The sequence below is a fragment of the Paenibacillus glucanolyticus NBRC 15330 genome (genome assembly GCF_004000885.1).
GTDB classification, from domain to species: Bacteria; Bacillota; Bacilli; order Paenibacillales; family Paenibacillaceae; genus Paenibacillus_AQ; species Paenibacillus_AQ glucanolyticus.
In genome coordinates this window covers 106,045-118,086 of the sequence record NZ_BIMC01000020.1, presented here as the reverse complement: position 1 = coordinate 118,086, position 12,042 = coordinate 106,045, and the positions used below count along the sequence as shown (strand labels likewise).

Sequence of the window (12,042 nt, the reverse complement as noted above, 5' to 3'; positions counted from 1 at the left end):
CATCTCATAGAGCTTCAACCAATATTGGAATTGAGACTTGGTTACACGCATTTGATTTGCGTATTCTGTTTGAGACAGAAGATCAGAGTCATACCCTTGAATTAATGCCAATTTGCTATCCTTCGTAAATTTAGTCAAAACTGCACCTCCAACTGTTAGATATGTCTAACAAATGGGGTGCAGTTCAATCCAGGGCAGCTTGTTCGTTTTGTCAGGACTACGGCACCAGAGAGAGGGGGCCCGCTATAAGTCCAGTTCCATTTTCACCACGAGTCTTTGGTCCTCGCTCGATACTTCGATTGCCTTCAAGAAGGACACCAGCTGTTTCGGATAAAAGTTCATGTCGAATTCTTCCTGTAAAGCTTTGCGGGTTGTATCCGGGAGTTCCAGCCGATTAAACACAAGTTTATCGACTTGAAACATGATGGCGTTCTCCGGTTCATTGATTACGGTGTATTTTCCTTCAATCAGGAGGGATAGATTGCCGCTTTCACCGGTAGCTGTCACCTTCCCGTCGTCAAAATGAAACGAAAAGGCATTAAAAATTTCATCCTGGGACCTCAAAAATGCGTTGAGATCATCCTCATGGATATCAATGGTGTACACCTTCCCGTTGGTTTTCAACATATTTTTGCTACCTTGGACAAATTGCGGCAGATTCTCCATGGCACTGGCCAGGGCCTGAAAGTGACGTTTCACCTCATACAGTCCTACATTCTCCCAATACCGTGTGAATTCTTCAATCAGCTTTTTCATCGCATCCGGGTTGCCGCTGGCTGTCAGAGCCCCGTCAACCTGCTTCTCAAGCGCAAGTACCCGCTCGCGCTGCTTGACAAGGCTGTCCTTTACATCCGCGAGCTGAGCGGCGTTTCGAGTTGCTTCAGCCTGGGCTGATGCGAGGGAGCGGTATTGATTGTTGTAAACCGTAAGCGTATCCCGGTCGTTCTGAATGATAATATCGTAGAAGTCCATGATTCGAAAAAAACCGGCTAAATCCTTGGCGGAAAACAGCATCAAGAATAAGTGATCCCGTTCTCCTATGTAATAAGACCGAAGAACAGCTCCTGCCCGATCCCGCCGATCATCAATGCGTGTGCCCATATCCTGAATCTTGATTTGCAGCTCATTCTGAAGCACCTGCAATTCATCCAGACGTTTGGTTATCCGTTCAATTTCATGATCAATCTCCACGATGGATAGGCTGTTCTCCAGAAGTTGGCGCGCCTCTTCCGAATCAGGCATAGCAGGACTTGTTTCCTGCTGCGAATATACCGCGACAGGAGCTGCAATGAAGCAGAACAACAGGGCGATGAACAGCAAGAACGGGAGGATCGGATATTTTACTCGAACATTCAAACGGGAGTCCTCCTTGAATGGTTGTTAGTCGAAAGGAATCCATCCGTTGTCCCTTCATGTTTAACCAATATATGACGTGTACGACTCAATTATCAATCCTTAGGAACTAAAAAAGCGATCCGGCAGCTAAAGCACCTGATCGCTTTTTTAAGTACTTGTTCTCTAAGCGCAAGGAAAACCCACCAGCGCAGCCTCAGGTTGTCCAGGTTGACCGCCGGCAGATCGATAAATCGCTTGCATGGTTATGCTTGTTAGAGTGGTTTGCCCATAATGAAGACCGTCCAATAGCTAAAGCCCGTGAAGGTCACGATCATATAAGCCCAGAAGAGAAGAATATAGGTTCTCTCCGTGAATTTCAAATATCCCAGGATCACGAAAAATGCAGTCTGCAGGAAGAAGAGCAGAGCCATTTCAATATGATCACCGGCAAAGGCCATCAACCCGATAGTCAGGGTGAAAAAGCCAAGGACTCGAAACATCCGTGCCACGATTATATCCTCCTCTCGTATGTACGCACATAATGCTGCTATGAACATTATAGCGTTATGGGAAAAACGTGTAAACGCCTAACTCAAGAAAACCCTTCATTTTTTATTATTATCCAGAAGCAGGGCATTGAATTCGTTAACAAATTCAGCTAATCGGTGGTTTTCCCTCCTGTAAGAGTATGATCTGTATCCAAAATGGAAATACATTTTAGTATCAAATAGATTCTATGAACTCTATGAGAGGCATAGAAATGAATTAAGCAGTTTTTATACCCTATTCAGCAGCCGGATTTACGGTATTGAAGACGGTTATTTTAGGATGTCGTTAGGAGGGTTTTATGGTATGTCAGCAGTGAGACAGGATGCATGGAGTGCAGAGGACGACCTGATATTGGCGGAGGTGACCCTGCGTCATATTCGTGAGGGCAGCACCCAATTGGCTGCCTTTGAGGAAGTGGGAGAAAGAATAGGCCGGACATCGGCAGCATGCGGATTTCGTTGGAACAGTTGTGTTCGCAAGAAATATGAGGATGCTATCAGTTTGGCGAAATCTCAGCGTCAGAAGAGAAGTTATTATAAGAAGCAGCCTTCCTTAAGCGGACCGCAGGTTGCTGGCTTGGCTGCTCCGGAACTGGAACAGGATGTATACAAGAATGAAGGTGCAAGTGAAGAAACGCTTTCTATTGATGCCGTCATCCGTTTCCTTCGTCAATGGAAGGGTGGGCTTCAGGAAAGTTCGCGTCAGTATAAATCGCTTGAGAAGAGTTTGCGTGAGAAAGAGGATGAGCTCGCAAGGCTTCGCAGTGAGAATCAACGTTTGCTAAAGGAAGTAAGCGAAGTGAAAACTGACTATCATGTTGTCAATGATGATTATAAGGCATTGATTCAGATTATGGATCGGGCACGAAGATTGGCTTTCTTAAACGAAGAGGATGAGGAACTTAAAACTCGCTTCAAAATGGATGCAAACGGTAATCTCGAACGAATCGAATAGGAAAAAAGGTTGTTTTGCTATTCACCGTAACCCGCATTAGTGCATTTCATGCGCTTTGGCGGGTTATTTGTGCGTATAGGAGATTATTCTGATATATACTAGGGCTAGTACGTAACGTTTGATTACATTTGGAGGATTCACATGAACATGAATATACATATCATCGGTGCAGGCTCATTGGGCCTGTTATATGCAGGCAAACTTGCGAGCTCCGGCTGCCGTGTCACGTTATGGTGTCGCAGTGAAGAGCAAGCGGACATGCTGAAGGCTTCAGGCATCACCATCGAGGAAGGTACAGGCCGGCACAAGCGGATGGATTCCAGCTCGCTCACGGTCTGCACACTGTCTTCCTTTGCCGAGCGAGGGGCTGCAGCCGATGCGGACTATCTGTTTCTGATGTTGAAGCAGCAAGGGATCGAAGATCTGGCAGCCCGGGTGCTGGCTCCATATGGTCAAGACCATCGCAGGCTGATCTGCTATCAGAACGGGACGGGGCATCTGGAGCGGCTTCAAGAACTGCTGCCTGCATGGACACTGTATGCGGCCATTACAACAGAGGGAGCCAAACGCACAAGTCTCGTATCTGTATTGCATGCTGGCCGCGGAACGACGACAATCGGCAAATTCATGCCCGAACAGGACTCTGCAAGCCCTGTTTCAGAGGGAAATGATGAAAATGAGCTCGTTAAACAGCTGAATAGAGCAGGATTTGAAGCTTTTTTGTCGAATGAAATGGATGTGATGATCTATCGTAAACTGCTGATGAATGCGGTGATTAACCCTTTGACTGCATTGTGGCGGATTCCTAATGGAGAGCTGTTATCATCGCCCGAACGCGTCAGGCTGATGCAGCAGCTTTATGATGAAGGGATCGCCGTATATAAAGCGGGCGGCATTCCTTATGGGAGCAGGCTCTGGGAATGGATTGTAGCTGTCTGTCAATCGACTTCGGGTAACACGTCTTCCATGCTAAAGGATGTTATGGACAGCAGAACGACCGAAGTGGCCTGGATTAACGGAAGCATTGTAGGCCTGGGGCGTAAATATGGCATTGCGGTGCCAACACACGAGCTCATTGTGCAGCTCATTGAGGGGATGAATACATAGGGGGGTTTAAGCATGGGGTTCTTGCAGGGTGTGTTTAATACATTAAGTCTATTTCCGTTCATTCCATTTATCCTTGTTTATATGATCGTCTTGCAAAGAAACAAAAATCGAAAACAAGCGTTTGGGCTGGCTATGGATGTCACCACTTTTTTCCTGCTGTTTTCGGTATCCGCCTTGTTTAATAATACGTTCCAGTCCAAATCCGGGTTCTATCTTATTCTCCTCATGCTGCTTATTGCAACTGGGCTAATCGGAAGTGCGCAGAACCGCTGGAAGGGCAAGGTTAACGGCAAAAGACTGGCGAGAGCCGTCTGGCGGCTTGGCTTCGTTGCTATGAGTTTCGGTTACGTAGTTTTCACATTTTTTGGTATCCTTTCATACATAATTAAAGTTACGTAAGAACAATCTAATAACTAGAATTCAATGATAAATCTGTTTGATCCTTGGGTCAGGCAGATTTTTCAATTTATTGATTTCTGGATTTTTTTGACCACTGGTTGTATAATCGATAAGCATATACCTAAAATCTATGAGGGGGATACCGCAAGATGAAGAAACACAAAAAATTACTGCTTCTTATGACGCTTATTCTTGCTTTCAGCTCCGTGTTGGCAGCATGTGGAGCTGACAAGAACGAAGGCGCCGATAATGGCGGAACGGACAAGCCTAAAGAGCAGGTCTTCCGCATGAACCTTGCTTCCGACCCTCCTACATTGGATCCGGGCTTGGCTCAGGATAACACATCGAATACGGTAATCAGTTCTGTATTTGAAGGTTTGGTTCGTAAAGGTGCGGACGGCACCGAAGAGCAAGGCGTAGCCGAAAAATGGGATATTTCTGAAGATGGACTGAAATATGTCTTCACCCTTCGCCAAGATGCCAAATGGAGCAACGGCGATCCAGTAACAGCAAAAGATTTTGAGTATGCTTGGAAACGTGTACTTGATCCAAACTTTACACCTGCATCACCATACGCTTATCAGCTGTATTACATCAAAAATGCTGAAGCTTACAATCTTGGAGACATTAAAGACGCTAATGAGGTTGGCGTAAAGGCAACTGACGATTATACATTGGAAGTTACACTCGAAAACCCTACACCTTACTTCCTCAGCTTGATGTCATTCCAAACGTACTTCCCGGTTCACAGCTCCGTTGAAGGAAATGCTTCTTGGGCAACCAAGCCGGATACGTTGATCGGTAACGGTCCGTTCAAGGTTTCACAAATGACCAAAGGTCAAAAGATCGAGCTTGTGAAGAACGACCAGTACTGGGACAAGGATTCCATCAAACTTGAAAAAGTTCAAATGAGTATCGTAAACAGCTCTGCTACTGAACTTTCAAGCTATCGTAACGATGAGTTGGATTATGCAGGACATCCAACAGGCAACATCCCGACGGATCAGCTGAGTGCGATCAAGAAGGAACTTGGCGATGAGCTGATGATCAAAGGTATTTCATCGACGTATTTCTATATTTTTAACACTACCGAAGAACCATTCGACAATGTGAACATTCGTAAAGCATTCTCGATGGCGATTGACCGTAAGGCAATTGTAGAAAAAATTACGCAAGGCGGACAAATCCCTGCATTTGGTTTTGTTCCTCCGGGTATCAAGGGTGAGTCCGACGAGTACCGCACAGAGGTACCGGATACTTACTTCCAAGAAAATCTTGAAGAGGCTAAGAAACTGCTCGAGCAAGGTATGAAGGAAAAAGGCTATACCACATTGCCTGAAGTTACTCTGATCCACAACTCCGATGACAACCACAAGAAAATTGCACTTGCGATTTCCGATATGTGGAAGAACAATCTCGGGGTTAATGTGAAAGTTCAAAACCAAGAGTGGGGCGTATTCCTGAAAAACCGTACGGATCTGAACTATCAAATTGCACGTTCCGGTTGGGGAGCAGACTATAACGACCCGATGACTTATATCGATATGTGGACATCCAATGGTGGTAACAACGACACTGGCTTCAAGAACGAAGAATATGACAAACTTGTGAAAGATGCTTATGCTACTAGCGATAATGCTAAGCGCATGGAACTGATGTCCAAAGCCGAGAAAATTCTTGTTCAAGACAACCAGGTTGTAATGCCAATTTACTACTACTCCAGTGTGTCCCTGGTTAAACCATGGGTGAAAAACCTCCATCTGGATTATAAAGGTGATATCGATTTCACACGTGCATATATCGAGTAGTCTTTTGTAAACCAATTATAAAAGGTTACGGTTCGGGATATATATGTGGGGCATTCAAACCTCATATATATCCCGATTTTTTTGTATGAGCGCAAGGTTTCCAAATCTTGTGTCCGTTGGGGAAAGTTAAGGGATGCTCAATCCGTTCTGGAATTATACAATTGTATAGACGGCTTGGTTTAGAACAACTGATCAGGAGGCTAGCGAAATGCTGAGGTATGTGGCGAGTAAGTTTTTTTATATGCTTGTATCGTTGTTCATACTGATCTCAGCCACTTTTTTTCTTATGAAAGCCATACCGGGCGATCCGTTTATGGGAGAGAAAAAGCCATCGCCTGAAATTTTGGCGAGGTTGATGGAACAGTATGATTTAGATAAACCGTTGTTTCAGCAGTATACGAAATACTTGGGAAACATCGTCCAGGGTGATTTTGGTTTGTCCATGAAGAAACAGGGACAATCCGTTACTGATATTATTGTCGACACGTTCGGGCCTTCACTGCGACTGGGTCTCATCGCGATTGTCGTATCCGTTATCGTGGGTGTCCTGCTGGGGATGCTTGCAGCACTGTATCACCGCAAGCTGATTGACAACATCGCTATGATTGTCTCGGTGTTGGGAATCGCGGTGCCGAGTTTTGTACTCGCATCCTTGCTGCAGTACCTATTGGCGGAGAAGGCAGGCATTTTCAATGTTATGGGCTTTGAAGGACCGCTTGATTACGTGCTTCCAGTTATGGCGTTATCTGCTCAACCGATTGCATTTATTGCCCGTTTGACACGATCCAGCATGCTGGAAGTGCTGCACTCGGATTATATCAAGACGGCGAAGGCGAAAGGACTTAATTGGTTTGCCATTATGTTCCGTCATGTTATCCGAAATGGTATTTTGCCGGTCGTAACCTACGTCGGCCCGATGACAGCAAATATTATCACGGGTTCGGTCGTTATTGAACAGATCTTTGGTATTGGCGGCATCGGTAAGCAGTTTGTTGAAAGTATTACAAACCGTGATTATACAGTGATTATGGGTATCACCATTTTCTACGGCATCTTGTTGATGCTGGCGCGTTTCATTACGGATATCGTGTATATATTCGTTGATCCACGTATTAAATTGACCGGCGGGAAGGAGAGGTAGACATGGAGAAAGAACAAAGTATGCCTCATCCTGCGGCACTAAACCTGAAGCCTGAAGATTTTCAGAAGATTGGTCCTGATGAGAAACAATCTGAAGTAATACAGCGTGAAAGTTTATCCTCGTGGAGAGATTCCTGGGAGAGATTGCGTAAGAACAAGCTAGCGATGGCCGGTTTGATTATTATGATCCTGATTGTCGTCATGGCGATTATTGGCCCGATGATCTCTAATTATGACTATGAAACGAATGATTTGATGAATACGAACATGCCGCCTTCATCAGAACATTGGTTTGGAACCGACGACCTGGGACGCGATGTTTTTGTACGTACCTGGATGGGCGCTCGGATTTCATTGACCGTTGGTCTTGCAGCAGCTGCGATTGACTTGATGATTGGTGTTATATATGGCGGCATCATGGGATACTTCGGTGGCCGTGTAGATGAGTTTATGAATAAGTTTGCAGAAATTCTGTATTCCATTCCATATCTGCTTGTTACGATTTTGCTGCTCGTTGTATTCGAACCAAGTTTAGGGACGATCATACTCGCCTTAACCATCACGGGATGGATCAATATGTCCTGGATTGTAAGGGGCGAGATCATGCAGCTCAAGAGCAGAGAGTATGTACTTGCTTCTCGCTCCATGGGTGCGGGGACTTCCCGCTTGTTGTTCCGGCATCTGATACCCAATGCGATGGGACCGATCATCGTTACGTTGACCTTGTCGGTGCCTAGTGCAATTTTCGCCGAAGCCTTCCTGAGTTTCCTTGGTCTTGGCGTTCAAGCTCCGGTCGCTTCTTGGGGCTCCATGATTAATGATGCGCTGTCCGGATGGATGTACTATCCATGGCGGATGTTGTTCCCTGCTCTATTTATCAGCTTGACGATGTTAGCATTCAACATTTTCGGTGATGGACTGCGTGATGCTCTTGATCCGAAATTGAAAAAATAGGAGGTGGGAAGGTATGGAACCGATCTTGCAGGTGAAGGACCTCAACGTATCGTTTCGTGTTCGCGGCGGTGAAGTAAAGGCTGTGCGCGGCATGAATTTTGAAGTCGGCAAGGGGGAGACGGTTGCCATCGTCGGTGAGTCCGGAAGCGGTAAAAGTGTTACTGCCCAGACCATTATGCGATTGATTCCGTCCCCGCCCTCAGAAATTAAAAAAGGAGAGGTCATTTTCCAAGGACAAGACCTTCTCAAAAAAACCAATAAACAGATGGAAGCGATTCGCGGCAAGGATATCGGAATGATTTTCCAGGATCCGATGACCTCGCTCAATCCGACCATTAGAATAGGGAAGCAGATCACGGAGGTGCTGGTTAAGCACCAAGGGATGTCCTTCTCGGAAGCAAAAAAACATGCGATTGAAATGCTGAAGCTGGTTGGCATCAAAAATGCAGAGGAACGCTTCAATCAGTATCCGCATGAGTTCTCCGGCGGTATGCGCCAGCGTGCGATGATAGCCATCGCGCTTGCATGCAAGCCGACCCTGCTGATCGCCGATGAGCCGACAACGGCACTCGACGTTACCATTCAGGCACAGATTATGGATGTTATGAAGGAAATGCAGGAGCGCCTCGGAACATCGATCATTCTGATCACGCATGACCTTGGTGTGGTTGCCGGAATGTGTGACCGTGTTATCGTTATGTATGCAGGTGAAGTCGTGGAAACCGGAACGAAATGGGAGATATTCAAAAATCCCCAGCATCCTTACACCAAAGGCCTGCTTCGTTCGATGCCGCGTCTGGATCAGAAAAAAGACGAGCCGCTTATTCCGATTATCGGAACACCGCCGGATCTCATTAAACCTCCGGTAGGCTGTCCGTTCGCTGCGCGCTGTGATGAAGCTATGAGAATTTGTGAACGGGTAGATCCGGGCGCAACGGAATTCAGTGACACGCATATGGCGCGCTGCTGGAATCTGCATCCGATGGCGAAGGAGGCGCAAGGTTCATGAAGGATAACCACTTGATCGAGGTAAAGGGCCTTAAGAAGTATTTCAATGTCGGTAAGGGCAACATCCTTAAAGCGGTCGACGACTTGAATTTTTATATTCGCGAAGGCGAGACGCTTGGTATGGTGGGAGAGTCCGGTTGCGGCAAGTCAACAGCAGGACGGACGATTCTGCGGCTCTACGAACCAACTGCCGGCAGCGTTAACTTTAACGGAACCGACATTTACAAGCTGTCTCCGGGCAAAATGAAGGCGATGCGCCGTGACATGCAGATGATTTTCCAGGATCCGTATGCCTCGCTGAATCCAAGATTTACGGTTTCGGATATCATCGGAGAAGCACTGGATATTCACGGAATGGCAGGCAGCCGCGCCGAGCGCAAGAAGCGGATCGAGGAGCTGCTGGATATGGTTGGCTTGAATAGTGACCATTCGACGCGTTACCCTCATGAATTTTCTGGCGGTCAGCGTCAACGGATCGGGATAGCCCGTGCACTTGCGGTTAACCCTAAATTCATCATTTGTGATGAACCGATCTCAGCGCTTGACGTTTCCATCCAGGCGCAGGTTGTTAACTTGCTGAAGGACTTGCAGGATCGTCTTGGCCTGACTTATCTCTTCATTGCGCATGACTTGTCCATGGTTAAGCATATCAGTGACCGGGTAGCGGTAATGTACTTGGGTAAAATGGTGGAGCTGGCAGATAGTGAAGAACTGTATGCGAATCCGATCCATCCGTACACCAAAACATTGCTGTCCGCGATTCCGATTCCGGATCCGGAAATCGAGGCAAACAAAAAACGTCTCAAGCTCGAGAATGATATGCAGGGACCGATTTCAGCAGCCAAAGGCGAGGACGGAACCGTCCAGCTGGACGTGAAGGATTCGGAGCTGGTAGAGGTATCTAAAGGACACTGGGTTGCTAAAGCCTACGCTTAAAGCGCGCTTGTCCTAAATCCAGAAATGCTGATCTCTAGAATAGCCGCCGGCTTGTATGCCGGCGGCTATTCTTTTCCTTTGACGCAGAATGCCAACATTCGGTACAATCAAGAAAGGCTAATCATATATAAGAAATTCGAGTGCTTAACAATCTAGATTTGGTTGCGACGCAGAATAGGAGGCAGACCTCATGAATATCGTTCCGGAACCATTGTCCCTCGCTTCGCGTCTCGCTCAGGATTATATTCACCACTTCGAACGGGTAAGCGGGTTCTATGGTGAAGATCATCGCAGCGAGCACGGCTATGCCGAGCGGGTAAAATGGCTGGATCTTTCCGAAGATAAGCGAGTTCAGCGTAAAGTGCTGGTAGACTGTCTTCGTACGTATAATCAGCTACACAATGATCATCCCGCCGTACATACATCACTCCAGCTTCTGGAGCAGCCGGGAACGGTAACCATGGTTGGCGGACAGCAAAGCGGGCTGTTCACTGGACCCCTGCTAGTTATATATAAAGCGATTACCGTCATTCAAGCCGCCCGTGAAGCGGAGGAACGCTTGAATCGTCCCGTTGTGCCTGTGTTCTGGATTGCTGGGGAGGATCATGACTGGGATGAAGTGAATCATACCTTTTTCCTACGTCAGGACCAGCAGATTTCCAAAATCAAGCTCGACGCAAAGGATGGGCTTAGAACGTCTGTCAGTTACACTGGCGTTGCCGAAGAGGATTGGAATTTGATGCTGTCAGAGCTGCAAACGAAGCTGTCAGACAGCGAGTACAAGGCAGATATATTGAAGCTGGCACGTGATGCGTGTAACGGCTCGAGGGGGCTCAGCGAGGCCTTCGCTAAACTGATCAACCGTTTGTTTGGCAAATATGGCCTCATACTGCTGGATTCGGCGGACCCCGGACTTCGGGCGCTGGAAGTACCTGTATTCGAATCGCTGATCACTCACAATGAAACCTTAGGACTTTCGTATCAGCAGGCTGCAAGGGATATCAAGGGACTTGGTTATGATGTTCAGGCCGATGTTTCCGAGAATGGGGCTAACCTGTTCTACCTGCATGAAGGCAGACGCTTGCTGCTGTACCGGGAGGGGAATGTATTCTCTGACCGTAAAGGCATGGTTACGCTCACAGAGCAGGAACTTCTTCGCGATTTGCATGCGCATCCCGAGCGTTTCAGCAACAATGTGCTGACTCGCCCAATTATGCAGGATTGTCTGCTGCCTGTGCTGGGAACGGTACTCGGTCCGGGGGAAATTTCTTATTGGGCGATTACGCGTTATGCCTTTGCTGATTTAGGTCTGCAGATGCCGCTGATCATACCGAGAATGTCGTTCTCCATCGTAGACGGAACCGTCCATAAACTCATGGAGAAATATGAAATATCCTTCGAAGATGTTCAGAACCGCCTGGACAAGAAGCGCGAGACATGGCTTGCGAGCAAGGACGAACTGAATCTGGAGGATCGATTCAGCAAGACCCGTGAACAATTTGAAGCTTTATATCAACCCTTAATAGAAGATCTTGGCAGAATGCAGTCAGGACTGTTAAAATTAGGATTAACCAATAAAGATAAGATATTGGAGCAGATGGATTACCTGTTGAGTAAATCCCGGAATGCATTGGAACAGCAGCATGAGGCCGCCTTGGCACAGTGGAAGCGGATCGAGCAAACGCTGTTACCGGAAGGCAAGCCTCAGGAGAGGGTGTACAACATCCTTGAATACATGAATCGTTATGGATTGAATCTGGTGGATAGCCTGATGGAAATCCCATACGAAAGTTCGGGCATTCACCGGGTTGTTTACGTATAATGAGCAGGAATTCAATCATCAGATCACGGG

At 46.9% G+C, this 12,042-nt stretch carries 11 protein-coding genes and 1 pseudogene; 9 read left to right on the top strand and 3 right to left on the bottom strand.

The annotated features are described in order from the left end of the window. From PGL02S_RS28910 to PGL02S_RS23055, 3 genes and pseudogenes are all read right to left on the bottom strand, one after another. A pseudogene (locus PGL02S_RS28910) lies at positions 1 to 138 on the bottom strand (IS3 family transposase); the annotation flags it as partial. A gap of 105 nt (positions 139 to 243) precedes the next feature. Further along, complete coding sequence (locus tag PGL02S_RS23060; RefSeq protein WP_036637854.1) at positions 244 to 1,356, bottom strand: coiled-coil domain-containing protein; 1,113 nt, start codon at positions 1,354 to 1,356, stop codon at positions 244 to 246. A 251-nt stretch (positions 1,357 to 1,607) separates the two neighbouring features. Next, positions 1,608 to 1,844: a DUF2626 domain-containing protein gene (locus PGL02S_RS23055; RefSeq protein WP_006209059.1), complete on the bottom strand. Its 237-nt coding sequence runs from the start codon at positions 1,842 to 1,844 to the stop codon at positions 1,608 to 1,610. Between the two features lie 343 nt (positions 1,845 to 2,187). Here PGL02S_RS23055 and PGL02S_RS23050 point away from each other — a divergent pair, with 343 nt between their 5' ends. The 9 genes from PGL02S_RS23050 to bshC all read left to right on the top strand — a co-directional run bounded on the left by PGL02S_RS23050 (position 2,188) and on the right by bshC (position 12,012). Next, positions 2,188 to 2,838, top strand: coding sequence for an RsfA family transcriptional regulator (locus tag PGL02S_RS23050; RefSeq protein WP_036637856.1), 651 nt, complete (start codon positions 2,188 to 2,190; stop codon positions 2,836 to 2,838). Positions 2,839 to 2,979: 141 nt separating this feature from the next. Continuing rightward, positions 2,980 to 3,945 (top strand): ketopantoate reductase family protein, encoded by a 966-nt coding sequence (locus tag PGL02S_RS23045; protein WP_036637859.1) that lies wholly within the window; start codon positions 2,980 to 2,982, stop codon positions 3,943 to 3,945. A gap of 12 nt (positions 3,946 to 3,957) precedes the next feature. Further along, a complete protein-coding gene (locus tag PGL02S_RS23040; protein ID WP_036637861.1) occupies positions 3,958 to 4,344 on the top strand; it encodes a DUF3397 domain-containing protein in 387 nt (128 codons plus the stop codon). A 149-nt stretch (positions 4,345 to 4,493) separates the two neighbouring features. Then, entirely contained in the window at positions 4,494 to 6,152 is a 1,659-nt protein-coding gene (locus PGL02S_RS23035; protein WP_006209062.1) for a peptide ABC transporter substrate-binding protein, read from the top strand. 208 nt (positions 6,153 to 6,360) lie between these two features. Next, the gene (locus PGL02S_RS23030) at positions 6,361 to 7,293 is read left to right on the top strand and encodes an ABC transporter permease (RefSeq protein WP_006209063.1); all 933 of its coding nucleotides are present in this window, start codon (positions 6,361 to 6,363) and stop codon (positions 7,291 to 7,293) included. A 2-nt stretch (positions 7,294 to 7,295) separates the two neighbouring features. Next, on the top strand, positions 7,296 to 8,246 hold the full coding sequence (locus tag PGL02S_RS23025) for an ABC transporter permease (RefSeq protein WP_006209064.1): 951 nt from the start codon (positions 7,296 to 7,298) through the stop codon (positions 8,244 to 8,246). A 13-nt stretch (positions 8,247 to 8,259) separates the two neighbouring features. Then, positions 8,260 to 9,255, top strand: a complete 996-nt coding sequence (locus PGL02S_RS23020; RefSeq protein ID WP_036637867.1) for an ABC transporter ATP-binding protein — start codon at positions 8,260 to 8,262, stop codon at positions 9,253 to 9,255. Next, a complete protein-coding gene (locus PGL02S_RS23015; protein WP_036637870.1) occupies positions 9,252 to 10,190 on the top strand; it encodes an ABC transporter ATP-binding protein in 939 nt (312 codons plus the stop codon). Before PGL02S_RS23020 ends, PGL02S_RS23015 begins: the two co-directional genes overlap by 4 nt. Before the next feature lie 190 nt (positions 10,191 to 10,380). Next, a complete protein-coding gene (bshC, locus tag PGL02S_RS23010) occupies positions 10,381 to 12,012 on the top strand; it encodes a bacillithiol biosynthesis cysteine-adding enzyme BshC (protein ID WP_036637872.1) in 1,632 nt (543 codons plus the stop codon). The last annotated feature ends 30 nt before the right edge of the window (positions 12,013 to 12,042 follow it).

Excerpts from the sequence above, each read along its gene's own strand:
- PGL02S_RS23050 (WP_036637856.1), top strand. The coding sequence starts at position 2,188 with ATGTCAGCAGTGAGACAGGATGCATGGAGTGCAGAGGACGACCTGATA.
- PGL02S_RS23045 (WP_036637859.1), top strand. The coding sequence starts at position 2,980 with ATGAACATGAATATACATATCATCGGTGCAGGCTCATTGGGCCTGTTA.
- PGL02S_RS23040 (WP_036637861.1), top strand. The coding sequence starts at position 3,958 with ATGGGGTTCTTGCAGGGTGTGTTTAATACATTAAGTCTATTTCCGTTC.
- PGL02S_RS23035 (WP_006209062.1), top strand. The coding sequence starts at position 4,494 with ATGAAGAAACACAAAAAATTACTGCTTCTTATGACGCTTATTCTTGCT.
- PGL02S_RS23030 (WP_006209063.1), top strand. The coding sequence starts at position 6,361 with ATGCTGAGGTATGTGGCGAGTAAGTTTTTTTATATGCTTGTATCGTTG.
- PGL02S_RS23025 (WP_006209064.1), top strand. The coding sequence starts at position 7,296 with ATGGAGAAAGAACAAAGTATGCCTCATCCTGCGGCACTAAACCTGAAG.
- PGL02S_RS23020 (WP_036637867.1), top strand. The coding sequence starts at position 8,260 with ATGGAACCGATCTTGCAGGTGAAGGACCTCAACGTATCGTTTCGTGTT.
- PGL02S_RS23015 (WP_036637870.1), top strand. The coding sequence starts at position 9,252 with ATGAAGGATAACCACTTGATCGAGGTAAAGGGCCTTAAGAAGTATTTC.
- bshC (WP_036637872.1), top strand. The coding sequence starts at position 10,381 with ATGAATATCGTTCCGGAACCATTGTCCCTCGCTTCGCGTCTCGCTCAG.